The 24523-nt window shown below is 64.7% G+C and carries 18 protein-coding genes and 1 pseudogene; 2 read left to right on the top strand and 17 right to left on the bottom strand.

The window, feature by feature from the left end; genetic code table 11:
* Positions 1–59: 59 nt before the first annotated feature.
* Positions 60–434 (bottom strand): RidA family protein, encoded by a 375-nt coding sequence (locus APH34_RS12810; RefSeq protein ID WP_054901391.1) that lies wholly within the window; start codon positions 432–434, stop codon positions 60–62.
* Positions 435–584: 150 nt separating this feature from the next.
* Between APH34_RS12810 and APH34_RS12805 the strand changes: the two genes are divergently transcribed.
* Positions 585–1280, top strand: coding sequence for a tRNA (adenine(22)-N(1))-methyltransferase TrmK (locus APH34_RS12805; RefSeq protein WP_054901468.1), 696 nt, complete (start codon positions 585–587; stop codon positions 1278–1280).
* A 1-nt stretch (position 1281) separates the two neighbouring features.
* On the opposite strand, the gene APH34_RS12800 is transcribed toward APH34_RS12805, so the two are convergent.
* Positions 1282–1551: a DUF2790 domain-containing protein gene (locus tag APH34_RS12800; RefSeq protein WP_054901467.1), complete on the bottom strand. Its 270-nt coding sequence runs from the start codon at positions 1549–1551 to the stop codon at positions 1282–1284.
* Between the two features lie 130 nt (positions 1552–1681).
* On the opposite strand from APH34_RS12800, the gene APH34_RS12795 reads away from it, so the two are divergent.
* Positions 1682–2614, top strand: coding sequence for a LysR family transcriptional regulator (locus APH34_RS12795; protein WP_054901390.1), 933 nt, complete (start codon positions 1682–1684; stop codon positions 2612–2614).
* Positions 2615–2665: 51 nt separating this feature from the next.
* Here APH34_RS12795 and APH34_RS12790 read toward each other — a convergent pair whose 3' ends face one another.
* The 15 genes and pseudogenes from APH34_RS12790 to tssJ form a co-directional block, all read right to left on the bottom strand.
* Complete coding sequence (locus APH34_RS12790) at positions 2666–2977, bottom strand: hypothetical protein (RefSeq protein WP_054901389.1); 312 nt, start codon at positions 2975–2977, stop codon at positions 2666–2668.
* A 111-nt stretch (positions 2978–3088) separates the two neighbouring features.
* The gene (locus APH34_RS12785) at positions 3089–4381 is read right to left on the bottom strand and encodes an MFS transporter (protein ID WP_054901388.1); all 1293 of its coding nucleotides are present in this window, start codon (positions 4379–4381) and stop codon (positions 3089–3091) included.
* Positions 4382–4711: 330 nt separating this feature from the next.
* Positions 4712–4906, bottom strand: a pseudogene (locus tag APH34_RS12780) (hypothetical protein); the annotation flags it as partial.
* A gap of 85 nt (positions 4907–4991) precedes the next feature.
* On the bottom strand, positions 4992–6128 hold the full coding sequence (locus APH34_RS12775) for an HlyD family secretion protein (protein ID WP_054901387.1): 1137 nt from the start codon (positions 6126–6128) through the stop codon (positions 4992–4994).
* Positions 6125–7774, bottom strand: a complete 1650-nt coding sequence (locus tag APH34_RS12770) for an MFS transporter (protein ID WP_054901386.1) — start codon at positions 7772–7774, stop codon at positions 6125–6127. Before APH34_RS12770 ends, APH34_RS12775 begins: the two co-directional genes overlap by 4 nt.
* A gap of 322 nt (positions 7775–8096) precedes the next feature.
* Positions 8097–9851: an L-lactate permease gene (locus tag APH34_RS12765; RefSeq protein WP_054901385.1), complete on the bottom strand. Its 1755-nt coding sequence runs from the start codon at positions 9849–9851 to the stop codon at positions 8097–8099.
* 178 nt (positions 9852–10029) lie between these two features.
* On the bottom strand, positions 10030–12546 hold the full coding sequence (gene uvrA, locus APH34_RS12760) for an excinuclease ABC subunit UvrA (RefSeq protein WP_054901384.1): 2517 nt from the start codon (positions 12544–12546) through the stop codon (positions 10030–10032).
* Between the two features lie 105 nt (positions 12547–12651).
* Entirely contained in the window at positions 12652–13752 is a 1101-nt protein-coding gene (gene tssA, locus APH34_RS12755) for a type VI secretion system protein TssA (RefSeq protein ID WP_054901383.1), read from the bottom strand.
* A gap of 92 nt (positions 13753–13844) precedes the next feature.
* On the bottom strand, positions 13845–14363 hold the full coding sequence (locus tag APH34_RS12750; RefSeq protein WP_054901382.1) for a type VI secretion system tube protein Hcp: 519 nt from the start codon (positions 14361–14363) through the stop codon (positions 13845–13847).
* Positions 14364–14506: 143 nt separating this feature from the next.
* On the bottom strand, positions 14507–17002 hold the full coding sequence (tssM, locus tag APH34_RS12745; RefSeq protein ID WP_054901381.1) for a type VI secretion system membrane subunit TssM: 2496 nt from the start codon (positions 17000–17002) through the stop codon (positions 14507–14509).
* On the bottom strand, positions 16999–17907 hold the full coding sequence (tagF, locus tag APH34_RS12740; RefSeq protein ID WP_054901380.1) for a type VI secretion system-associated protein TagF: 909 nt from the start codon (positions 17905–17907) through the stop codon (positions 16999–17001). The genes tssM and tagF overlap by 4 nt, the downstream gene beginning before the upstream one ends.
* The gene (locus tag APH34_RS12735; RefSeq protein ID WP_054901379.1) at positions 17904–21710 is read right to left on the bottom strand and encodes a type VI secretion protein IcmF/TssM N-terminal domain-containing protein; all 3807 of its coding nucleotides are present in this window, start codon (positions 21708–21710) and stop codon (positions 17904–17906) included. Before APH34_RS12735 ends, tagF begins: the two co-directional genes overlap by 4 nt.
* Positions 21711–21740: 30 nt before the next feature.
* Complete coding sequence (gene icmH, locus APH34_RS12730) at positions 21741–22457, bottom strand: type IVB secretion system protein IcmH/DotU (protein ID WP_054901378.1); 717 nt, start codon at positions 22455–22457, stop codon at positions 21741–21743.
* The gene (gene tssK / locus APH34_RS12725) at positions 22454–23797 is read right to left on the bottom strand and encodes a type VI secretion system baseplate subunit TssK (RefSeq protein WP_054901377.1); all 1344 of its coding nucleotides are present in this window, start codon (positions 23795–23797) and stop codon (positions 22454–22456) included. The genes icmH and tssK overlap by 4 nt, the downstream gene beginning before the upstream one ends.
* The gene (tssJ, locus tag APH34_RS12720) at positions 23794–24513 is read right to left on the bottom strand and encodes a type VI secretion system lipoprotein TssJ (RefSeq protein WP_054901376.1); all 720 of its coding nucleotides are present in this window, start codon (positions 24511–24513) and stop codon (positions 23794–23796) included. Before tssJ ends, tssK begins: the two co-directional genes overlap by 4 nt.
* Positions 24514–24523 lie beyond the last annotated feature (10 nt).

The raw sequence follows: 24523 nt of genomic DNA, 5'->3' as shown, positions 1-24523 counted from the left end.
GTCCTGCTTGGGTGTGGGCCGCTGCAAGGCGGCCCCGAAATCTTATGGCAACCGCTTCATCAGCCTTTGGCAGCCATCGCGGTGACTTCCACGCGCATGTCCGGGTAGGCCAACGCCGCGACGCCCACCGCTGCACGCACTGGCCACGGCTTGCTGAAGAAGCGCTGGTACACCTCGTTGAAGGCGGCACGGTCGGCCATGTCGGTGAGGTAGATGGTCAGGTGCATGACGCGGTCCATGCTGCTGCCGGCTTTTTCCAGTGCAACTTTCAATGCCTGCAGGGTGCTTTCGCTTTGCTGAACGATATCGCCCAGCACCAGGTTGCCGTCGGTATCGGTTGGAATCTGCGTGGTGACCAGGATGCCGTTGTATTCGGCGACGTCGGAGGAAATGGACTCGGCATCGCTGTCGGGGGTGTAGAGGATGTTAGCCATGAACGTGCTGCCTTGCGACGGAAGAAAGCTGCAAGCCTACGCGAGCGCGGTGCATGGGTCGAGCCGCAGGCCGCCGTCTGGCTTGCGTGCATTGTAATACCGCGCCCTGGCGGTCAGAATCGCGGCCGATTGTTGAGCAAGGGGTTGGAGTTGAACGAACAGACATTGTCGATGCGCCTGGAGCGTGTGGCGGCGCATGTGCCGCAGGGCGCGCGCCTGGCCGATATCGGCTCGGACCATGGCTACCTGCCGGTGGCCTTGGCGCTACGCGGCATCATCGAAGCCGCAGTGGCCGGGGAAGTCGCACCCACGCCGTACGCCTCGGCCCAGCGCAACGTGCGCCGCAACGGCCTGCAAGGGCGCATCGCCATCCGCCTGGCCGATGGCCTGGCGGCGATCGAAGCGGGTGACCGCATCTCGGCCATCAGTATCTGCGGCATGGGTGGCGAAACCATGTGCGAAATCCTCGAGCGCGGCAAGGCCCGCCTGAACGGCAGCGAACGCCTGATCCTGCAGCCCAATGGGGGCGAGTGTGAATTGCGTGGATGGCTGATGGAAAACGGCTACCGGATCGTCTGCGAAGAGGTACTGCGCGAAAACCGGTTCGACTACGAAATCCTGGTGGCTGAACCTGGGGAAGCGGTGGCCTATAGCGCTGAAGAGCTGTACTTCGGGCCGTTGCTCATGCGCGAGAAAAGCCAGGCATTTCTCACCAAGTGGCAACGCATGCTGCGCCAGAAACAGCAAACCCTGGCCAATTTCGAGCGCGCCCGCGACGCGGTTCCGCAAGCCAAACGGCGGGCATTTGCACAGCAGGTCGGCTGGATCAGCGAGCTGCTGGGGTGAGTCAGAGCTGCGAGCAGTTGCCCATTTCCCGGTAGCTGACTTCGCGGGTCTGGCCCTGATGGTCGACATAGACCATGTGCGCGGTGCCAACCTGGCAGTCGGCGGCATTGCGGGCCGGTGTGATCGAGATGACCTTGGCCACATCCAGTGGCATGCCGTACTCGTAGGTTTCCCCTTTGCTGACGACCGGCTGCGGTGCAGCGGGGTCGGCCAAGGCGCCGAACGAGGCACAGGCGGCACACAGCCCAAGCAGGGCAATGGCAGGTTTGATGTTCATGGCAGGCTCCTTTTTCAGTGTTTTACCAATGATGTATTCATTGGTGGTACACAATAAATGGGCTAACTCGTGATAGATTCCTGCTCCAAGCGTACGAATAAGAACGCACAAGGAGCCCTGCCAGATGGACATGTTGCACGCCATGCGTACCTTCGCCCGGGTGGTGGAGTGCGGCAGCTTTGCCGCCGCCGCCAATGCCCTGGACATTTCTGCGGCGCAGGTGTCGCGCATCGTCGCCGAGCTTGAAAACCAGCTGCAGACCCGGCTGTTGCACCGCACCACCCGGCGCCTGCGCATGAGCGAGGCGGGTGAGCGGTTTCTGGAGCGGTCTCGGCAGATCATGCTGCTGACTGAAGAGGCCATGGACGAAGCCCGTGGCGCTCACCTTACCCCCCGAGGCCGACTGCGCCTGCATTGCCCCCATGGGCTGGGCATGCTGCTGATGCCACTGGTGGCCGGCTACAACGCGTTGTGCCCGGAGGTGGTGATCGAGTTGACCTTGTCTCAGCGCAACCCCGACCCCCTGGCTGAGGGGCATGATGTGGTCATCACGGTCGATGAGGCACTGCCCGATTCGCAACTGATCGCCGTACCGCTGGGCAAGATCTTCAGCATTCCTTGTGCCGCCCCCAGTTACCTGCAGGCGCACGGCGTGCCCGTGCGCCCGGAGGACCTGCATGAGCATCGCTGCCTGCGCATGGCCTACCCGATGTACGAAGGCGACTGGGTGTTCCCGCAAGGGGTGGACCACTGCGTGATCGCACCGCGTGACAGCTTCCTGACCAATGTCGCCGACGCCATGTTGGTGGCCAGCGAGCTGGGGATGGGGATTGGTCTGCTGCCGTTCTATACCGCCAGCCAGGCCATCGAACAGGGGCGCCTGCGCCGGTTGCTGGCGCCCTATCGGCTACGGGAAAGTGCGCTCTATGCGATCTACCCGTCGCGCCACTACCTGGACGCCAAGGTACGAACGTGGATCGATTACCTCAAGGAACAGCTGCCAGCGCTGTTCGCCGGGCACGAGCGGATTGTCGATGACTCGCAGTACTGGCGATGAGGCAGGGTCGGCAACGTCGCGGGTAGACCCTGCCTCATCACTGGATGCCTATCAGCGGCTGTCCTGGTCTTCCGCGGTCCCACCGCTCTGCCCCGCACCGGAGCCAGTGGCTTCTCCGGTGCTGTTGGAGCCACCTGCTGCGCCATCGGCAGCATCATCACCGGTTTCACTGCTGTCATTGTCCTGGCCGCTGCCAGGGCTGTTCACACTGCTGCCATCACCGGCGGTCTTGCCGCCTTGCTGGTCGCTTTTCGGGTAGCTGTCGGTGTGGGTGTTGGAGGTGTCTGAGGCGGCAAAGCTGGTGGCAGCGCCCAGGCCCAGGGCCAAGGCGAGCAAGAGCGCAAGCGGGCGAATGCGGATCATGGCGAAGCTCCTGTGCGGATGATCTGTCATTCGTTTGGCTGGCGCCTGAGGGTAGGGTGCCCTTCGAGCGACGGGCGGTCGAAAAAAAAGGGCCGCTGCGCGGCCCCGAATTCAGTGTGCTTGCGCACCAGGTGGCTGTGTGTCTGCCGTATCCAGTGGAGGATGCTCCTGGGCCGCGTGCATCAGGTCCTCGGTCACCCGCAGTTCAGCGCCGGTCGGCGAGAAGGTGGTCGAGGCGGTGAACGGTGCCGGGTGCTCCGCCGCCGGGCGTTTGCCACGGCGCCAGAGGAAGAAGCACACCATGCCCAAGTTGACCACGGCAAAGGCCCAGAACAGCCCCGCCTCACCCCACGAGGTCATTACCGGCGAAATAGCCACCGGTGCCATGGCCGAGCCCAGCGAGTTGATCAGTAGCAGGCCCTGGATCATCGGTACCAGGGCGTCGGACGGTGCGCGGTCGGCGGCATGGCTGACCGCCACGGGGTACAACGCGAACACACCGCCGCCGAGCAGGAACAGCATGGCCGGCAGCAACGCCGAGTGCGACGGCAGGAACACCGTGACCAGCGACAGCACTACGCAAAGCCCTGCCAACGCGATCAGCACGTCCTGGCGGTCCTTGCGGTCGGACCAGCGCCCCACGGGGTATTGCAACAACATGGCGCCGAGGATCACCCAGGCCATCATGTTGCCCACTTCGCCCACGTCCAGGCCGATGCGCTGCAGGTACAACGGCAGCAACGCATAGATACCGGCAATGGCCACGCCGGAGCCGAAGCAGCCGACCAGCCCCGAGGGGGCCACACCGAGCAACTGGCGCGGCTTGAGCGGCTCGACCTGATCCAGCAGCGGCGACACCCGTGGCAGGATGACGATGGGCAGTACCGACAGCGCGGCGAGCATGCCTGCCAGCATGAACGGGGCGCTATCGCCCAGGTGGGTGATAGCGCCCAGGCCTGCCTGGGCGATCACGCCGGCACCGTAGAACGCGATCATGTACAGCGCCAGCAGGCGCCCGCGGATCTTCGCGTCGCCCGCCAGCAGCAGCCAGCTTTCGATCACCAGGAACACGCCAACCGCGGCCCAGCCGTTGATCAGGCGCAGGATCGACCACCACGTGGTGTCGTAGAACAGCCCTTGCAGCAGGATGGTGGCAGCGATCAGCGCGGCGAAGCTGGTGTAGGCGCGGATATGGCCGATGCGCAGGATCAGACGGTCGTTGAAGATGGCACCGAGGGTCAGCCCGATGAAGTAGCTCGACGAGACGATACCGATGGTTGTGGCCGACTCGCCGGCAGCGCCCAGGCGCAGGGTGGTCAGCGAAGACATGAAACCGTTGCCCAGGGCAATGATGAACAGCCCGAGCAGGGGTGCCAGCGCCATGGCCAGCAAACGCGGAGACATACATACCTCAAGTTGGAGTGGCGATAGGAAACGCCTCTTCGAACTCGCACGCCAAACAGGCCCAAAGAGGGCCGAAAGGCTGTGCGGGTGTGCCTGGGCTGGATGCGACCTGGGCAAGACTCAACCGCTGGACCCTTCAAGTGCGGGGTCGGGCGGGGTCGGTTGAGCCTATTTCACATGTGCAGCCATGTGTGCAGGCACGGACTCTGTCATTGCTGCCGGTTGCCACCGTTCAAGGCGACGGGCGAAAAGGAGGCGCGATTCTACGGCCTGGCGACGATTTGCCCAAGGGGCATCGGCCTGCGACCAGACGCCGCAGGGGCGGCGCAGTCACTGTGCAACGGCGCCGTTCACTGCGAGAGCACGGTCAGAGGGCCGGGGATTTTGCGCCTCGGGCCTGGCCCAGTCCGGGAGCCCGGTGATCTTGTAGGCATAGGTCACGCGGGAAATCTTCTGCCCCATCATTTCGCCCGGCTCGCTGAACTGCTCGATGGCGGTGACCTGGGCCTTGCCGAAGCACAGCCCGCCGCGGGTGGTGCCGTTGAGCATCTTCTGGGCGTCGGCCTTGTTTTCTCACATACACACTACGGGGCGGGCTGCCCGGGCACGGTCAATGGGCGTGCTCACGGGTGTCGATGCTCACCACCACCGACATACCCGGGCGCAAGCGCTTGGCCTGCGGCTGGTCGGCATCCACCGTGATCCTCACCGGTATGCGCTGGGCGATCTTGACGAAGTTGCCGGTGGCGTTGTCGGCCTGCAACAAGGCGAACTCCGAGCCTGTGGCGGGTGAAATCTGTTGCACATGGCCACGCAGTTTCAGGTGGTTGAGTGCGTCCACGGTAAACGTCGCCGGCTGGCCGATGCGTACATTGGCCATCTGGGTTTCTTTCATGTTGGCAATCACCCACAGGGTATCGGGCACCAGTGCCATCAGCTGTGCGCCGGAGTTGACGTAGGCGCCCAACCGCGTGCCGATCTGCCCCAGCTGGCCGTCACGCGGCGCCGTCACCCGGGTGTTGTCGAGGTCGATGCGGGCCAGTTCCACGGCGGCCTTGGCGTTCTCCACTGCCGCCTCCAGCGCGGCGCGGTTGACAATTACCGTCTCCAAGTCCTGGCGGGCGATCGCCAACGCTGCCTTGGCCTGGGCCAGGCTGGCCACGGCGGCGGCCTGATTGGCGCGGGTCACGTCCAGCTCCCGGCGCGATACCGAGCCGTCGCTGACCAGCGCCTGGTTGCGGCTGAAGTCGGCGCGGGCCTTGTCCACCTGGGCCGTCGCATCGCCGATCGCTGCTTGGCGCTGGGCGATAGTGGCCTGGGCACTGTTGCGCTGCTGCAGGTTGTTGGCCAGCGCCGCCTGTTGCTGCTGCAACTGGGCGATGGCCTGGGCCAGGCGCTGCGTGTAGATGCGATCGTCAAGCTGCACCAGCAAGTCGCCGGCCTTGACGAACTGGAAGTCATGCACCGGTACATCGACGATATAACCGCTCAATTGCGGCCCGATGATCGTGACCTGGCCGCGCACCAGGGCGTTTTCAGTGCTTTCGATGGCGCTGCTGAACGGCGGCAGGCGCCAGGCATACAGCACCAGCAGGATGCCGGCCAGCGCCACGCTGGCGAATGTAATGGTGGACAGGATCCGCACCCGCCGCGAACGCACCGGGCTGGTCGGCTCGCTGGGCGGGGTAGCCCCCTCCGGGGTTTCTGCGATGGCGGTGGTGGTGGTCGTGCGGTTTTCTTCGGTCATCGGTTGGCAGTGCCGCTGGTTGAATCGGATGAAATGGCCTGGCGGGTGGTGTACCACAGCCAGGTGCCGCGTAGGCAGATCCAGACCATGGTAAGGATCGCGATCGCGCCAATCAGCATGAACACGTCGTTGTACGCCATGACATTGGCCTCGCGGGTTGCCGCGCTGGCCAGCAGGCGCATGCCGGCCTCGCTGCGCAGGGCCGGGTCGGCGATGACCCCGGCATAACCGCCACCGCCGCTTTGGACACGGGCGTTGACCAGCGGTTCGAGATAGCTGAGGCGGTCCATCAGGTGGCTGGAGTGAAACTTCTCGCGCCAGGTCTGGAAAGTGCCCAGCAGCGCCGCGCCGATCAACCCGCCGAGGTTGTTGCAGATGCCGAACAGCACCGAAAAGCTCACCAGATTACGTGGGTTGGCCCGCACATGGCTGATGCCAAGCGCCATGGACGGGCCGAGGAAGAAGGTACTGCCAAACGCCAGCAAGAACTGGCTGAGGTACATCTGCGCCGGGCGGGTCAGGTTGCTTGAGCTGCTGTCCATGAACGCCCCAGTGGCCATGGCCAGAAGGGAAATGAACAGGGGGATGATCAGGTGGTTGGGGTTGATTGTCAGCGCGCTACAGGCCAGGCCCGCCACAGCCCCGAGCAACATGATGGCGTACAGCGTGCGCATCTGCTCGCTGCCCATGTTCAGCGCTTGCAGAAAGCCTACCGCGCCAGTGGACTGCTCGGAGGTCACCATGCGGATCAGGATGACACACAGGCCCAGGCGGATAATGGCACCACTGCCCAGCCAGCGGGTCATCAGCAACGGGTTCTGGCGGTTGTGTTCAATGGCCAGGCCGCTGAACACCAGGCCGATGGCTGCTGCCAAGGCAACGCCGATCCAGGGGGCGTCCAGCCACCAGTCGATACGGCCCAACGACAGCACGGCGCAGAGCAACGCGGTGCCGCTGGCCATGAGGGTGAAGGTGAGGAAGTCCAGTGGCTCGAAGGTCTTGAAGCGATCACCGGGAGGCAGTTTGAGCATCAGCACACAGCCCAGCGCGGTCAATGCCAGGCCCAGTTCGAACAGGTAAAGGCCGCGCCATTCGGCGATCTGCAGCAGGTCTTCGGAAAAGATCCGCGCCAGCGGCAGGGCCAGTTGCGAGGCGCCCAGGCCCAGGACCATGGCCTTGAGCCGCCACTGTGCCGGGAACGCCTGGATCATGTAGTAAAGCCCCAGCGAACTGAGCGCCGCGCCCACCATGCCGTGGGCGGCACGCACGGCGATGGCGGAGTTGAGGTCGTTGACGAACAGATGGGCGAAGGTGACCAGGGCGTACAGCACCAGGAACACTTCGGTGAAGGCGCGCAGGCCATACTGCTGGCGGAACTTGACCAGCAGCAGGTTCATCGACACGTTGGTCATCACGTAGGCGGCGGGCAGCCAGGCCATTTCTGCGGTGGTCGCGCCCAGGGCGCCTTGCAGGAACACCAGGTTGGCGGTGACCAGCGCGTTGCCCAGGCCGCCGGTGATCGCCACCAGCAGGCCGACCACGCCGAAGGCCAGGCGTTTGGCCGGGGCATGCAGGGGCGTGGAGGGAGAGCCGGGCAGGCTGGGTTTTTCGTGGGGAAGCCACTGGCGAGGGGCGTATTTGTCCATGGGCATGACTGTACGTGGCGGCCCTATCGCCGGCAAGCCGGCTCCCATAGAACAAACGCTAACTTACTGATTGGGCGGGGATCCTGTAGGCGCGGCTTCAGCCGCGAACACCGGCGAAGCCGGTGCCATCCACCGCGGCGCCTGCTTCGCGGCTGAAGCCGCTCCCACAGGGTATGCGGCGCGCTCGCGGGCTTTGTTCTCTGCGCGACAGCGCAGCCCGAAGGGCTGGGTAATCGCCCACAGGTACACCACAGGTTCAAGAACCAAGGCGTGCCTGTGGGAACCGGCTTGCCGGCGATAGGGCCAGTGTTGGCTCAGCGAATCAGCCACCCACCACCATCGACGTGAACGGCGCCACATAAGCCTGCAACGTCACCAGGCAACCCACCAGGATCGCCAGGATCACCGAGTGGAAGAACACGTAGCGCAGGATCTCGCCCTCATGCCCATACCAGCGGGTCGCGGTCGAGGCCACGACGATCGACTGCGCATCGACCATCTTGCCCATTACCCCACCGGAACTGTTGGCCGCCGCCATCAGCACCGGGCTCAGGCCCAGCTGCTCGGCCGTGACCCGTTGCAAGCTACCGAACAGCACATTGGAGGCCGTGTCCGAACCGGTCAGCGCCACCCCCAGCCAGCCCAGTAAGGTGCCGAACATCGGGTAGAAGATACCGGTGGCGGCGAAGGCCAGCCCCATGGTCGCGTCCAGCCCGGAGTAGCGCGTGAGAAAACCCAGCGCCAGCATGGCGACGATGGTGATCAGCGAATAGCGCACCACCCACAGCGTGCGCAGGTACTGGCGGCCGAGCGCCAGCGGCGAATAGCCCATGAGTAGCCCGCCCAGAACCGCTGCGAGGAAGATACCGCTGCCGGTGGCGGTGAACCAGGTGAACTTGTACTGGGCGTCTTCTTTCTTGGGCGCGGGCACCACCGGCGGGACCTTTTCGATGTGCTGGTGGATGGTGTCGAACGTCAGCACGGGGGCGAACAGTGGGTTGGCTTCGCGCAGCGGCTTGCCTTGCGGGTCCAGCATGGCTGCGCCGCTGGCAGGGTCCAGCGCCGGACGTGTGTCGAACAGGTTCTTGAAACTTGCCGTGCCCCAGGCGAACACGAACACGGTGAGGATGACCCACGGCATCCAGGCCTTGAACACGCTGCGCTGGTCGCGCACGGCAAACGCGTCGTGGGTGCCAGGTGTGTGGTCTGCGTCGACCTTGGAGTTGTCCACGCGGCCAGTCAGCGCCGCCGAGGTGTGCACGGTGGCTGGCTTCCAAACCCGCAGGAACGCGGTCAGGCACGCCATGGATATCAGCGCAGCGATCACGTCGACCAGCATTGGCCCGTGGTAGTTCGACACCAGGAACTGGGGGATGGCGAAACTCACCCCCGCCACCAGAATCGCTGGCCAGATTTCCAGCATCTTGCGCCAGCCGGCGAACGCCCAGATCAGCCAGAACGGTACGATGACCGAGAAGAACGGCAATTGCCGGCCGACCATGGCCGACAGCTCCATCTCATCCAGCCCGGTGACCTTGGCCAGGGTAATGATGGGCGTACCCAGCGCGCCGAAGGCCACCGGAGCGGTGTTGGCGATCAGTGCCAGCCCCGAGGCGGCCAACGGCGAGAAGCCCAGGCCAATGAGGATTGCACCGGTCACGGCCACCGGCGTGCCGAAGCCTGCCGCGCCCTCGAAGAACGCGCCAAAGCAGAAGGCGATCAGCAGCAGTTGCAGGCGGCGGTCGTCGGTGATGCGCGCCAGCGAGTCCTGCAGCACCTTGAACGAGCCGTTTTCGGTGGTAAGCCGGTGCAGGAAGATGATGTTGAGCACGATCCAGCCGATGGGCAGCAGGCCATTGGCTGCGCCGTACAGCGCCGCTGAGCCGGCCATGCTCGCTGGCATGCCGAAGGCGAAAATCGAGATCAGCAGCGCGGAACCCAGGGCGAGCAGGGCGGCGATGTGAGCCTTGATATGGAAGAACGCCAGGGCCGCGAGCATCACCACCACCGGGACGGCGGCCATGAGGGTGGAGAGCCACGGGCTTGAGAACGGGTCGTAGATTTGCTGCCAGACCATATGCCACCTCGTTTGTTGTTGTGTGAGGTTTCGCGTTTTTGGGCAGATGGCATGCGGGGATGCCAGGAGGAGTATAGGAAAGGTTTTTGTCTGCTGTAGATGTTCCACCTAGGCCGGCGTGCGCGGGCCATCCAGCCCCGTGGGGCCGGACATGCGGCGCAAAAGGGTCGGTAAGGCGCTACAAGGCCCTGGCCAAGAACTCGGCGGTACGGCTCTCACTGCAGCGCGCGACCACCTCAGGCGGCCCACTCACCACCACGGTGCCCCCGGCATCCCCGGCCCCCGGCCCGATGTCGATCACCCAGTCGCTTTGCGCGACCACCCGCATGTCGTGCTCGACCACCACCACACTGTGTCCGCTGTCGACCAGCCGATTGAGCTGTACCAGCAGTCGATCGATATCCTGTGGATGCAGGCCATTGGTAGGCTCGTCCAACACATACAGCGTGGCCCCCCGGGCCATGCGCTGCAGTTCCGTGGCCAGCTTGATGCGCTGCGCCTCACCCCCGGACAACTCGGTAGCTGGCTGGCCCAGGCGCAGGTAGCCCAGGCCGATGTCCTGCAGCACCTGCAGGCAGCGCTGCGCCGGGGGCTGTGCGGCGAATACCTGCAGGGCCTGATCGACAGTCAACTGCAGTACCTGGGCAATGGTCATGCCTTCCCAGGTCACAGCGAGGGTGTCAGGGTTGTAGCGCGCGCCATGGCACGTAGGGCAGGGCGCGTAGACGCTGGGCATGAACAGCAACTCGACACTGACAAAGCCTTCGCCCTCACAGTTCTCGCAGCGCCCCTTGGCGACATTGAACGAGAACCGCCCGGCATCGAAGCCGCGGGCCTTGGCTTGCTCTGTGGCGGCGAACAGCTTGCGCACGTGGTCGAACAACCCGGTGTAGGTGGCCAGGTTGGAGCGTGGCGTGCGGCCGATAGGCTTCTGGTCGACCTGCACCAGCCGCTTGATCTTGCCCAGGCCGGCGCTGACGCGACCGCTGCTGAGCTGCTCCGGTTCGTCCTCCAAGCTTTGTTCCTCGGCTTCGGCCCGTTGTTCGGCATGGCCCAGGTGGGCACCGACCAGTTCCAGCAACGCCTGGCTGACCAGGCTCGACTTGCCGGAGCCGGAAACCCCGGTGACCGAGGTAAAGCAGCCCAGCGGAAACTGCGCGCTGAGGTCGTGCAGGTTGTTGCGGCTGATGCCCTCGAGCTGCAGCCAGTCTTGCGCCGGCCGCGGCGTACGTGGGGTCGGCGTTGCCTCGGCGAACAGATAGGCACCGGTGCGCGACGCCGCTACTTGCGCCAGGCCTGCGGGCGGGCCGCTGTACAGCACCTGCCCGCCATGCTCGCCTGCCGCCGGGCCAACGTCCACCAACCAGTCGGCTCGGCGCAGGGTGTCCAGGTCATGCTCGACCACATACACCGAGTTGCCGGCCTGCTTCAGCCGCTGCAAGGCTTCGAACAGCGCTTCGCTGTCCGCCGGGTGCAGCCCGGCCGACGGCTCATCCAGCACATAAATCACGCCGAACAATTGCGAATTGAGCTGGGTGGCCAGGCGCAGGCGCTGCAGCTCGCCGGAGGACAATGTCGGTGTGCTGCGTTCCAGGGCCAGGTAACCCAGGCCAAGGTCGATCAGGGTATCGATACGTTCGAGCAACTCGACGCTGATGCGCTGAGCGGCCAGGCGCTTTTCCAGGGTCAGGTTGTCGTCGTGCTGCTCCAGGTAACCGTGCGCCGAGACCTTGCGGAACACGTCGGCCAGCGCCTGCAGCGGCAGACGCGACAGCTCGCCGATATCACGCCCGGCGAACGTCACCTGCAGCGCCTCGGGCTTGAGCCGCTTGCCCTGGCACAGCGGGCACGGGCTTGGGCGCATGAACTGGGACACGCGCTTGCGCATCTGGGCGCTTTGCGAATGCATGAAGGTGTGCAGCACATAGCGCCGCGCGCCGCTGAAGGTGCCCTGATAGCTGGGTTCGAGCTTGCGCTTGAGGGCGGCGCGAGTCTGCGCCGGGGTCAGCCCGGCGTACACCGGAACGGTCGGTGTCTCCTCGGTGTAGAGAATCCAGTCGCGTTGTGCCTGGGGCAAGTCGCGCCAGGGGACATCGACGTCGTAGCCCAAGGTCACCAGGATGTCGCGCAGGTTCTGCCCCTGCCAGGCCATCGGCCAGGCCGCCACGGCCCGTTCGCGGATGGTCAGTGACGGGTCGGGGACCAGGGTCGCCTCGGTCACTTCGTACACCCGGCCCAGCCCATGGCACTCGGGGCAGGCGCCTTGCGGCGTGTTCGGTGAGAAGTCCTCGGCATACAGCATCGGCTGCCCCGCCGGGTAGCTGCCGGCGCGCGAATAGAGCATGCGGATCGAGCTGGACAGGGTGGTGACACTGCCCACCGAAGAGCGCGCGCTGGGCGTGCCGCGTTGCTGCTGCAACGCCACCGCCGGAGGCAGGCCGTCGATGGCGTCCACGTCCGGCACCCCGACCTGGTCGATCAGGCGCCGGGCATAGGGCGCGACCGATTCGAAATAGCGACGCTGGGCTTCAGCGTAGAGGGTGGAGAAGGCCAGCGACGATTTGCCCGAGCCGGAGACGCCGGTGAACACCACCAGTGCGTCGCGGGGGATGTCGACGTCGATGTTCTTGAGGTTGTGCTCACGGGCGCCACGGACGCGAATGAAGCCGGGCGGGGTGGGGTGGCGGGGCGGCATGGGGACTGTCCTTGGCGGTGGGGACACTCAAGTTAACAGCATTTGAAATGGCGTGGGCAGCGGCGCATCGCGGCGCCGCTCAGCCCCAGGCAGCATCGGCAGTCATCAAGACCGCTGTTCGCGCGTCCCCAGCACATCGCGGATGTTATCGACCACGTTGCTGTCCTTGATCACATCGCTTAGCCAGCCTTCCAGCGGCATGTTGCCCCACTTGATGGCGCGTTCGATCAGGTACGGTACCGGGCTTTGCGGCTCGCTCTGCTTGAAGAACTGGGCAATGCCCGCGAGCATGGTGAAGGCTTCGTCACGGGTCAGTGGCGTGGTGCGCATCGCTGCGGGGGCCGCAGCCTGGACGGGGCTGTTCATCGCTTCTCCTGGCTCGGTGGGCGCAGCGCTGGGGGTTGCAACAGGGTCTGTCGGCGCGGCGTCTGCAGGGTGCAGCTCGATACCGCGGTCCTTGAGCAGTTTCTCTGCCAGTTGGCTGGCGCGCGACAGCATGTCGGCGAGGCTGGCGAAACTGGGCGCTTCGGCGCCGAACAGGCGGTCGGTGGTCGCTTGCAGGCGCTGGCAGGCCTGCAGGCTGGCGGTAATCTGCAAGGCTTTGCTGCGCAGGTAATCGCTATCGCTGAGTACCACCGAACGCTGGAAGATCTCGGCGTTGATCTTGCCTTCATTGAGTGCGGTCTGCATCGCCTTGGGGTTTTGCAACGCGAGGTTTTCTACATGGCGTGATTCGTCGTAACGCAGCACGCCGAAATTCTGCCCTTGGGTAATGGGCAAGCCACCGGCAATGTCGGTGAGCGTGGTCTTGAGCCAGGACAACCGTGAGGCACGCTCGTCCAGGCCATCTTCGAGCGACGGGTAGGCGGTGCTCCAGAAGTTTTCCAGGATCCGTTCGGTCAGGGTGAGGCCGAAGGTGATGCCTTCGAAATGGTCACGCTGGGCCAGGCCTTCGTTGAGCCAGGCGACCAGCATCAGGTCCTTGCTCTGTTGTGCAAGCCCCTGGGCCGAGAGGTTGATGACTTTTTCCCAGTCGGCAGTTTTCAAGTCGGTTTGCCAGTCGCCCTGGGTCAGGTAGTCAGGGTCTGCCCGGCGCGCCTCCTTGATCTGGTCGAACAAGGCAGAGAAGCTCAAGTCTTCGCCGCTGCCACCGTCGATCGGCGCGGCCAGCTCGGCCAGCGAAAGGTCGTTGAGGAATTCAGGCATAAAACACTCTGATCAGGGGGGAAGCAACGTGCCGGAAGCCCCGGCACGCCGCAGGATATGGGCCGCATGTGCGGCCCATGCCAAGCAAGTGCTTAGGCGAACACTTTGTTCGCGGTGCGGTCCCAGCCACCGACGATGTTGCCACCAGCCTGGCCGTCGGTACGGTTCTGCTGGGTGTAGGTGGTCTTGATACGGGCAAAGTTGAAGGTGATTTCTTCGATCGGCAGGTCGCTGACCGCCTTGTCTTCACCGCCCTGGTTGCCACCGGCCACAGACTTGACCGACGACACCACCACTTCTTCCATGTCGATGGTCAGGTAGGTGACCTTGTCACCACCGGCACGGTTGACGTTCAGCTTCAGCTTGGCGATGTGCTTGCCGGTGCAGCAGTGTTCGAACAGTTTGGCCGTAGCCTTGTCGACTGCCTTGCGGATCTTGAAGTCGCTCAGCACCACGCGCTCGGAGGACGCACCGCCCGAGGAGCTTGCAGTAGCCGAAGTGGCCTGAGTGGCGCCGTACTCGTAGCCCAGCACTTCGATCCAGTCCTTGTGTTTTTCATCCAGAACTTCGCCCGGGATGCCGTCGATTTGGATATACGCGTCAAATGCCATTGTGAAACTCTCCATTAACATCAATTAAAGGTCGCTCATGCGTCCCTTCGTGTTGACCTCTCTGACGGCGTCAGCAGAGGTAGCTTGCCGCCAGCTGGGCCTCCTCCTGTGAGGCCCGGCTGGCCGGTTCTTGCGGCGCGGCTTCAGTTGAGCCCACGCACTTCGATTTCTACCCGCCGGTTGGGCTCCAGGCACTTGATAAGCTGTGCCCGTGCTTGCTGCATGTCGCAATTGACCAGCGGCTTGCGGCTGCCTTCGCCTTGGGCGGTTACCAGCTCGGCAGGCACACCCTTGCCGACCAGGTAGGTGCGGATGGTTTGCGCCCGTTGCCGGGAAACCTGCAAATTGCCCTGCGCGTCCCCCAGTTGGTCGGCATGGCCAGAAATGATGATCTTGCCGATGTTCGGGGTGTTCAGCAGCTTGTTGGCGATCGCGCTCAGCTGGCTCTGGCCTTCGCTTTTGAGGCTCTGGAAGTCGGCACGGGCGAAGGCGAACAGGGTGTCGGACTCCAGCGTGATGGTCTCGATCGAGCGCAACGACTGGGTCAGCAGGCTGTTGATGTAGTTGCGCGAGCTGGACATCAAGAACGCATTGTCGAGAATGCGCGGCACGTCCGGTTCGCGAATCTGGTCGCTGTAGAACACGATCTGCCGGCTGGCGTACTGGTAGTCCTGGCTGGCGGTGTTGTCGCTGCCGGCGGCGACCATGTTCTTGCCGGTGTGACGGGCGATGGCGGGGTACCAGTAGTCTGGCAGGCGCGCCTTGAGGAACGCCGGGTCGGCCTTTTCCCGCTGCGCCGGCGACAGCATCACGTAGGTGTCCAGGGCTGCCTTGCCGAAATCGGCGATCGACTGGGCGCGGTTGTCGTGGGGCAGGGCCTCGGCCTCGACGCTGTCCACGCCGGTGACCGGTTGCAGCTCGCGGGTATTGCGTTGGTACACCTTGAGCGTGGTCAGCAGGTACAGCGTGCGGGTGAGGTTGTCCGCCGTGGGCTTGAGCATCACGTTCTGCAGGGTGGCGAAGTAGCGAGTGCGCAGCACCGGCTCGACCGCATGGCCCTGGTACAGACCCAGGCGCATACCCAGTGGCACGGCCTGCTCGTGGTGTTGCTGGTAGTAGTGCGCAGCCCAGAAGCGCAGGCGGTCCAGGCTGTGCCAGGCGGCGTACTGCCCGGGGTTGGCCTGGTCATCGCGTTTGGCCTGGGCCAGCTCGCCGGCGATACTGCCGAGCGTGGCGCGGTTGTTGAAATAGGACCAGCCCCACAAGCTGCACAGCAGCAAGCCCGCCAGGCTGGCGGCCCCCACCCAGGCAGCCTTGCGCCGGCGCTCGCGGCGGTTGCTGGTGTACAGCGCCACCAGGTGCTGATCGGGGATGATCACCTTGCGGAACAGGCTGTTGATGAACAGCGGCGCCGGCTGGCTACCGACCTGGGCGGCACCCTCGCCATGGGCCAGGGCAAAGCGCTCGGCCACATGCTCACCGTGGCTGCCCCACTGGGCCTCGTCGGCTTCCAGCGCGGCGGTGAAGTAGAAACCACGCAGCAGCTCGGCATTCTGGTACGGGTTGGCGCGCAGTAGGCTGTCAACGAACCGTTGCAGGCGCGGTTTGAGCGCGGCCAGCTCCAGCGGGAAGCGGTAGGCCGCGTCGTTCTGCCGGGTGACCTGGATGTCCTGCTGCACCAGCTGTTGGCTCGCGACCTGCTGCCAGTAACCGGTCAGCTCGTCCATGGCCTTGCCAAAGCGCTGGCCCCAGTCGGCCTGCTCGAAGCCTTTGTGCGAGAAGGTCTTGCCCATTACCTCGCCACGTGCAGCGTCGTCCAGCTGGCGATAGAAGGGGGTGAAGCCCGGGATCAGGTCGGACTTGGTGAACACCAGGTAGATCGGCAGGCGCACTTCGAGCAACGCGCAGCTTTCCTGAATGCGCTCACGCAAGCGCTTGGCCACGCGCTCCTGATCGTCGGCCGAGCCGTGCAGGATGTCGGCGATGCTGACGCTGACGATCAAGCCATTGAGCGGGCGGCGCTGGCGATGCTGGCGCAACAGCTGCAGGAAACCGCGCCATTTGCCGGCTTCTTCAGGGCTGTTCATGTAGCGCCCGGCGGTGTCCAGCAGCACGGCTTCGGAGCTGAAGAACCAATCGCAGTTGCGTGTGCCACCCAGGCCTGCGACCCGTGCGCCTTCACGCTCGGCATAGGGGAAGTTCAGCCCCGATTGCAGGATCATGGTGCTCTTGCCAGCGGCGGGCTGGCCCACCACCAGGTACCAGGGCAGGGCGTAGAGGGCGTCTTTGGCTGGCGTGCCACGTGGCTTGTTGCTGTGCAGGCGCTCGATGCTCTGCAGCAGCCGCTCGCGCAGCAGGCTGACCTCCTCGCGGTCGGCCGGGGTGGCGTTGAGCACGGCCTGGTCGGCGTCATCACGCAGCAACGCCTCGAGGTTGTGGTGCTGGCCGGCGCCGCGGTACAGCAGCAGGACATAGCCCGCCGACAGCAGCAGGAACACACCGATGCCCGCCAGCAGGCTGTGCAGCGAGGCGAAGCCCAGGGCCCGGCCAATGGCCCAGACCACGAAAATCGCCAGGAAGAAGGCCAGCCCCAGCAGGTAGGGTTGGTAGCGCAGGCAGTAGTACTTGATCTTGTTCATACAGGCGTCGCATCCAGCGTATCGACGAACTGGTCGATGACGTGTTCAAGAGGTCGGTCGTAATCGTGTGCGCGGGCCGGTTGCGCCAAGGGGCTGAGCAGTTCCAGGTGCTGGCGGGCATCGGCAGTGCCGCTGAGCAGGCGATAGGCCGTATTGGCATGGCGCGATGGGAAGCACAGCAGCCGTGGGTGCATGAAGTCGTCTGCCAGCAGGCTGACCGCCGGCGCACCTTGGCGCCCGCTCATGCGCGTGAGCCAGGTCAGCCACAGGTCGGCGGTCGGGTTTTTCAGACCACGCTCGGCGGGTAGAGGCAACTCGATAGCGCCCTCGAAGTCGCTGTGCAGCGACGCGTGTGCAAGCTGCAAGCGTGCCAGCGCGGTAGCGCCGTCAAAGGTGGGCCAGGAACCGTGCAGCGCCCTGGCAACGTCGGCAAAGCTGAAATCGTGGAGAAACTTGGCGTGCACCCGGCGGAACAGGTCAAGGTCCTGGGCCTGTAAGGGGCGCAAGGCCTTGATGCGCTCGAACACGGCAGCGGGCTCGGTGCCTTGCACCGCCTGGTGCAGCAGCGGCTTGATCTGTGCGCTGAACAGCTCACCCAGGGTGAACGGGTTGAGCAGCGCCTCACCCTCCTGGCCCTTGAGCACCTGGAAGATGAAAAACGGGTAGCGCCGCTGGCTGGCATCGCGGGAGCTGAGCAGGCCGCCCAGCAACCGGTTGCCATTGCGCGCGCGGTAACTGAAGAAACACATCGGCAGCGCGTCGAACAACGCCTGCCAGTCCTCGCGGTGGCGCATCGCCGCCAGCGAGGCCTGCAGCCAGGCGTCGAACTCGCAGACTTCCTCCGCCGCGCCATGCAGGCTGACGAAGTCCGCGCTCGACGGGAGCTTGCCGAAGCAACCGATCATTGTGCGCCCCTGCCGGCGCCGTTCAGCGCGCTCAAGGCCTTGACGTCGCCCAGGTCGGTCAGCTTGACGCCGCCGAAGTTGCGCACCACCAGGCTGACGCGGCCATTGGCCGTGTTCCAGCTAAAGCGTTGCTGGATGCCGTCGAGGTCGTCCACCCGCGCGCTTTCGTTCATGCGCAGCAGCCCCCAGCGGCCCGGGAAGTCGAACACGTTGAGGCGTGCGCCGCTCAGTGTCACCACGTCCAGGCGTGCGCCCGGTGCGTTGCTGGTGCCCGGCCAGGCGAAGCGATTCCAGCTGCTGCGGCCGTTGCGGTAGTGCTGTTCCTGGCCGTCGAGGGTAAACACGATGTCGGTGAAGTTGGCCGACGGCTCGAGCATGATTTCGAAGCCGTTGTCGCGGTCCGACAGGCTGGCGATCACCTGGCCCACAGCGCTGGCCTTGTCGATGCTGTTGAGCATGCCAGGGTTGACCAGGGCCGGCGCCTTGCCGTTGCTCAGGCCCAGGCCTTCACCGCCGGAGAGGTTGCCGATTTCATTGCGCTTGAAGGTCGGCAGCAGGCCGCTGTCGGGGTCGACGAAGCGCTGCAGGTCTTTGACCGACGCCTCGTTGCGGCTGCCGGTGGCGATCGGGTAGCGGTGCGCCATGACCTGCTCCCAGGGTTTGGCGATCTGCTGTGCCCAGGCCTTGGCAATCTGTTGGCCGGCCGGGTCGCGCAGGGTTTCCCAGGCGTACTGGATCGGCAGGCTAAACAGCCCCTGCAGCGAGCGCGACAGACCGTCCTGGCTGGTGTCGACGCTGGTTTCCACGTAGTTGCGCACGGTGGTCACTTCGCTCGGCTGGCCTTCCAGGGTTTCGCTGATCAGCAGCTTGCTGCCTTTGCCGACGTCCTGCGAGCGCTGGATGTTGTTCATGCGCACCTTGAGCTTGCGCAGGGCGGCCAGGTAGCGGTCCATGATGGTGCTGTCGGCACCTTCGGCGTTGTTGGCGGCAAACACTCGCGCCACCGGTTCGAAGCGTTTGGCCAGGCTGCCGTCGTCGACCGCTGGCAGGCTCGGCGCCACGGCGTCCGGGACGGTGTCCTTGGCGTCGTCGAGCAGGCCGCTGACCTTGCTCCAGAAACCGTCCACGCGGGCATTGCCCGTAGGCGTGGCTTCCCGCTGTGCCGGCAGGTCCCACTGGGTGTTGTCATTGACCGCGGCCAGCAGGTTTTTCACCGGCGAGTTCTGCACGTCGCTGAGTAGCCCCAGGTGCTCGGTGGCCGAAGCCAGGTCGGCGAAGTGGCGCACGCCGACGCTGTTGACCATCTTGTACCAGGCCTGTGTGTAGTCACGCTTGTAGCGGGTCATGAACTCGCGCACGAAGTTGGCCTTCTGCACGATGGCATCGCCGCCTTCACCGTCGAGTACCCAATCGGTATCGTTGCGCAGGTTGGCCGACACCAGCTTGATCAGTTCAGGCTTGACGAAGGTGTCCCAGCCCTGGCGGGTGTAGATCGCCGGCACGCCCGCCGAGCTGTACAGCAGCGTGCGGCCTGGCATCGGCACCAGGTCGTTGAGGCTCAGGGCCGGGAACTGGCGGCTCGACTCCAGCTGCAGGCGCAGGTATTCACGGTCGACCAGCGAGCTGGAAATCATGAATGCTTTGAGGTTCTGCCGGGTTTCGTCAATCAATTGTGCGTTGCGTGGCAGCGACGGGGCCTGGCCCTGTTCGAGCAGTTGCACGTACAGCGGTGCGTTCTCGCTGATAACCCCTTCGTCTGCAGGTGTACCTTCGGAGGCGGCAGCGGCCCAGGCCTGTGGCAGGCTGGCGGCAACGAAGGCGGCGTCCGCGTGGGCCTGCGGCTCAGTCAGCAGCAGGTACAGCTTGAGGGTGTTGTAGGCCTCGATGATCGACGCGACCTGTTGCTCATCCAGGCGCCCAAGCATCTCCTCGGAGAGCGACAGGCCGCCGGTGGTTGCGGACAGCTCGGCAGCATCACTGGCGGTCGCCAGGTTGACCTTGGCGGCGTAGGCGCCGGCGCGGGACTTGTTCAGCGCGGCCTGGGCCTTGGCCGCCAGGCGTGGCGTCAGTGGCTTGCCATTGCGGCTCTTGGGTGCCGGGGTGAATTCCAGTTCCTGATTGATACCGCTGGCAAAGGTGTTGAAGGCACGCATCTGTACCTGCAGATTGCGGGCAATCGGCTCCAGTGCCTGGCTGCGCAGTTGCGCCAGGTAAGCAGCGCGGGCGACCTGGTGGATCGCCTCGCCATGGTACAGGCCGGCGCTCAATTGCAGCGGCACCCCCTGCAGCCGGTGAGCTTCGACCGTCGCCATCTGCCCGCGCAGCACTTCCAGGCCTTTGCCGGCTGCCAGCAGTTGTTCGCGGTCAGCCGATTGCTCGATCTCGGCCAGTTGCCCACGCAGGCTGTCCAGCCACTGGCGGTTGTTGGCGAACGACAGCGCCTGCCAGCCGATGAACGCTACCCCGGCGGCAGCGGCCAGGCCCAGCAGCAGCGGGCTGAACGCGGCCTGGCGGCCCAGGCGCGACTGGTAAAGGATCAGGTCGCGGTCGGGGAAAATCACCTGGCGGAAGGTGTCGGTAATGAAGTAGCTGCGGTTGCCCGGCGCCTTGCCATTGGCCTGCGCGCCATCATCATAGGCCGCTTGCAGGGCAAAGCTGTCGGCGATCGCGTCTTCATAGACGTGGCCCAACTGCTGTTCGGTCTGCAGTGCACTGGTGAAGTACAGGCCGCGCAGCAGCAGCGGGGCGCTGCCGTGCTGGCTGCGCGTGAAGTGTTCGAGAAACTGCTCGAGCACGCCATTGAGTGCAGCGAAGTATTGCGGGAAGTTGACCAGGGTGCTGTCGGCATCGGCGCCCAGGCTGGCCATCTGCGCATCAACATGCTGACGAATGTGGCTCTGCAGGTTCGTCAGGCGCGCACTGATGACGCTGTGCAAACCGTTGTTGCGGATCTCCGACAGGCCAAAGGTCATGCCCAGTGGCTGCTGGCGCTGGTGCAGGTCGAGGCCTTCGAATGCCTGGTTGAAGCCTGGCAGTTGGTCGGTCTTGCTGAGCATCAGGTAGATCGGCGGGTTGGTACCCAGGCACTCGGCGTATTCCTCGACCCGCGTCACCAGTTGTGCAGCCAGGGCGTTACGCTCGTCGCTGTTGGCCGCCAGCAACTCGGGCAGGCTGACCACCAGTACCAGGCCGTTGATCGCTGCCTTGCCGCGTTGCTTGCGCAACATGCGCAAGAAGGCCGAGAACTCGCTGGCAGACTGGTCGTCGCGCAGGTAGCGGCCCGCCGTGTCGATCATTACCGCGTCGGGGCTGAAGTACCAGTCGCAGTGCTGGGTGCCGCTTTCGCTGTCGTTGGCCGTCGCAATGCTCGCCGACAGCCCCGAGTGGGTCAGCAGGGAGGTTTTGCCGGCGGCCGACATGCCGATCACCAGGTACCAGGGCAGGTCCGACAGCGCCGCCTTGCCACCACCGCCGGCGGAGCGGTCGGTGCGCAGCATGGCGATGGCGTGCTTGAGGCGCTCGCGCAACACTTGCTGGTCGCGGAACTCGCCCGTGGCGTTCCACGAGCGGTCGACCTCAAGCTGCAGCAGGTTTTCCAGGTTCTGTTCGGCGCGGATGCGTTGGTACTGGCGCAGCACGATCACCAGCAAGAAGCAGGCACTGATAATGGCCAACGCTTCAGGCACGTGGTGGCGCAGCCACGGCACCAGTGGGGCTACCAGCCAGCAAATCAACAAGCTCACCAGCCACAGCAGTGGCAGGAGAATCCAGAAACTCTTCAACAGACGCAGTAATGTTTTCATGTCTTCCTGACTCGGCTACCTGAAATGGGCTCAGGCACTGAACAGCTGGCGGATTTGTTCGGAAAGGGCGGCGACGTCCTTGTCGAGCAACCAGTCGAGCGTCAGGTACACCGCAACGCAGACCAGCGCAATCAACACCAGGTACACCCACAGCGGCACCTCGTGGCGCAGCATCTGCGACACCTGGTCGGGCAGGGCCCAGTCGGGCGACAGGGCCTTGGGCGCCTTGCGGTAGCGCGCGATGTCCTGACCCAGGGAATTGGCCAGGTAACGCAGCTGGTCTTTCTGGCCGAGGCTGAACTTGCCTTCGAAGCCCAGGGCCAGGCACAGGTGGTACACCTCCAGCACATCGAGGTTCTGTTTCACGTCGGCGCGCAGGGCGTCGACCTTCTCGAAGAAGCCTTCACCGGCCAGGTGCACCCCGAAGTAGCGGAACTGCAGCGGCTGTAGTTCGAAGTGCCGGCGCAGCTCGCTATCGCCCGAGCGCAGCACGCTTTCGTCGAGGAACGCGCACAGCGCGTATTGGGTGTCCTTGACCTGCTCGACGCTGTAGTTGGCGGCGCGGGCATCGCGCTCCAGGTTGGCGAAGAAGCGCTCTACGCTGCCTTCGAAGGCCTGCACCGAAGTGACCTGGCGGCCGCGGCGCACGATCAGCGCCATGCTGATGAAGTCCTGGACCAGGTCCTTGAGCTTTGGTTTGTCGTCGGCGGCCGCAACGGCGCCTTGCTGCAATACGGCTTCGGTCATTTGAGCACCGCCATCAGTTCAAGCTTGAGGTTGGTAAAGGCGCTGGGCGCGTAGAAGCAGATGGTCTGGGCGTTCATCATTCGCTCGTAGACATTGCCGTGTGGCTCGATGGCGAAGTACTGGTTGTCCAGGCGCACCGGAATGGCGTTGGGCAGCCGTGCGGCATGGTTGAGGGTGACCCCCGGCATGGCGCTGTTGACCACCACCTCGATGTCTTCCGGCGAGCCGACCTTGAACGCCCGCGGCACCAGTTCCAGCAGGCTGGCACCGGGCATGTCGGCGTGTACCGAGATATAGAAGTCGGCTTCGGCCAGGCGCGGGTCGCGCAGTTGCCCTTGCCAGTACGACGGTTTGGTCTGCGTGAGGTTGATGACGATGCACTGGTTGGGCACGACGTTGTCGAGCATCACCCGGATCATTTCGTCGAGCTTGACCAATGATGCCGCCGGGTCGTGGTGGTCGTAATCGGGCACATCGCTCAGCTGGGTGTCCAGGGTAAAGGTCAGCAAGCCGCCGGCCAGGTCCGCCAGGAACAGGTACAGGCGCTCCGGGTGCAGGCGCGGGTGGGCCAGCAAGTGGGCCAGTTGTGGGTGGGCACGGTTGACGGTGTTCAACAGCCAGAACAGGGTCACGTCACTGGAGCCGAATTCGGCGATCTGGTCGGCGCGTTCTCGGCGCCGGCCCGACAGAGCCTTGCTCTTGGCCTGCAGGGCACCGAGCAGGCGCTTGCCGATGCCGGCCAAGGTATCGTGGCTGCCCAGGTGCAGGGTGGGATGAACGAAATGCGGGTCGAGGTTGAAACCGCCCATGCTGTTGCGCGTCAGCTTGGCCAACGGGCAATGGCTGTAGCCATCAAGGCTGTCGCCGTCCACCAGCAACACCACGTTCAGCCGCAGGCTGGTGATTTCGTTTTCCAGCTCGCCTTCGTTGAGGTCGGGCAGGGTATCGAACTGTTTGCGAAAGCGCCGCGCAGCCTTGTGCTCCTGGCCATCCTCGACATAGTTGAGGCCGAAGGGCTCGGGCAGTTTGAGTGCGGCATAAACCTTCAGGTCGTTGGCCTTGAGCAGGTCCTTGAGGTCGCGGGCGGCCGGCAGCGGGTCGTGCTGCGGTGCGTCGTACAGGCTGCCGTCGGGGAACACCAGTTTCAGGCGCTTGAGCTGCAGCGAACCGTTGGCCAGGGCATCCTCGTCCACCTGCAACGCCTGCACGCCCCAATGGAACGGGGTGCCGCGCAGCGTCGCTTCGGCCAGCTGGTGCTGGTGGAACTCATCCTGGTATTGGAAGTGCTGGGGCAGCAGGAACATGCCTTCTGACCACATCACTCGGCTCTGCTTGCTCATTTGACGCTATCCACTAAAGAGTTGAATTTTGAATCCATGGCGTTTCGCGCCGACTGGCCGGCAGCGTCCGTGGCCTTGTCGATGACCGCGTCTTGCACCTTGTCGCGGATGGTCGGTGCGGTGTCCTTGGCCTGGGCGGCCGCCACTTGCTCGGCGGTGGGCGGCTTGTTCAGCACGTCCACGCCACGCACGGCGGTGATTGCCGTCTTGTCGACGAGAATGCGCAGGCCATCGGAGGAGAACCAGATGCCGTCCTTGCGCAGCGAGTTGGCGTCGAAGGCAACCTTCCAGCGGGCATCCTGGTCGTCGCGGAAGAAGGCAGCCATACCGACGTAACGGGCGCTTTTGGCCAGCGGCCACTGGTCGACCTGGCCGATGCCCGGCAGCAGGGTGAGCTCGCGGGCCTCCACCAGGGTGTTGCCCAGGGCTTTTTCCGGGGCATCCCAGAGGGTGTCGGCATCGCTGGCAGCAAAGCGTTCGAGGTCGGTGAGCTGGTAAACACGCAACACCACCGACAACGGTTTGCCCTCGGCATCGGGGTTGAGCTGGTTGCCGCCATCGGAGGTCAGGATGACCTTCTCGCTGTCGGCCAGCATGTCAGCGGCCCAGCTGTCGTCCATGCGCTTGCCGATGCGGTCGGTGACCCCGCAGCCGGCGAGTGCCAGCAGCAGGGCGACAGCGCTGAGGCGCTTGAGTGTGGTGTGGCTGCGTTGCATGACGGCTAAA

This window comes from Pseudomonas sp. NBRC 111131 (assembly GCF_001320525.1).
In the GTDB taxonomy this organism is placed as follows: Bacteria; Pseudomonadota; Gammaproteobacteria; order Pseudomonadales; family Pseudomonadaceae; genus Aquipseudomonas; species Aquipseudomonas ceruminis.
The sequence above is the reverse complement of the archived record's forward strand: the minus strand, read 5'-3'. Positions and strand labels throughout refer to the sequence as shown.

Coding starts and splice junctions, on each gene's coding strand:
- APH34_RS12810 (WP_054901391.1), bottom strand. CDS start 434: ATGGCTAACATCCTCTACACCCCCGACAGCGATGCCGAGTCCATTTCC.
- APH34_RS12795 (WP_054901390.1), top strand. CDS start 1,682: ATGGACATGTTGCACGCCATGCGTACCTTCGCCCGGGTGGTGGAGTGC.
- APH34_RS12790 (WP_054901389.1), bottom strand. CDS start 2,977: ATGATCCGCATTCGCCCGCTTGCGCTCTTGCTCGCCTTGGCCCTGGGC.
- APH34_RS12785 (WP_054901388.1), bottom strand. CDS start 4,381: ATGTCTCCGCGTTTGCTGGCCATGGCGCTGGCACCCCTGCTCGGGCTG.
- APH34_RS12775 (WP_054901387.1), bottom strand. CDS start 6,128: ATGACCGAAGAAAACCGCACGACCACCACCACCGCCATCGCAGAAACC.
- APH34_RS12770 (WP_054901386.1), bottom strand. CDS start 7,774: ATGGACAAATACGCCCCTCGCCAGTGGCTTCCCCACGAAAAACCCAGC.
- APH34_RS12765 (WP_054901385.1), bottom strand. CDS start 9,851: ATGGTCTGGCAGCAAATCTACGACCCGTTCTCAAGCCCGTGGCTCTCC.
- uvrA (WP_054901384.1), bottom strand. CDS start 12,546: ATGCCGCCCCGCCACCCCACCCCGCCCGGCTTCATTCGCGTCCGTGGC.
- tssA (WP_054901383.1), bottom strand. CDS start 13,752: ATGCCTGAATTCCTCAACGACCTTTCGCTGGCCGAGCTGGCCGCGCCG.
- APH34_RS12750 (WP_054901382.1), bottom strand. CDS start 14,363: ATGGCATTTGACGCGTATATCCAAATCGACGGCATCCCGGGCGAAGTT.
- tssM (WP_054901381.1), bottom strand. CDS start 17,002: ATGAACAAGATCAAGTACTACTGCCTGCGCTACCAACCCTACCTGCTG.
- tagF (WP_054901380.1), bottom strand. CDS start 17,907: ATGATCGGTTGCTTCGGCAAGCTCCCGTCGAGCGCGGACTTCGTCAGC.
- APH34_RS12735 (WP_054901379.1), bottom strand. CDS start 21,710: ATGAAAACATTACTGCGTCTGTTGAAGAGTTTCTGGATTCTCCTGCCA.
- icmH (WP_054901378.1), bottom strand. CDS start 22,457: ATGACCGAAGCCGTATTGCAGCAAGGCGCCGTTGCGGCCGCCGACGAC.
- tssK (WP_054901377.1), bottom strand. CDS start 23,797: ATGAGCAAGCAGAGCCGAGTGATGTGGTCAGAAGGCATGTTCCTGCTG.
- tssJ (WP_054901376.1), bottom strand. CDS start 24,513: ATGCAACGCAGCCACACCACACTCAAGCGCCTCAGCGCTGTCGCCCTG.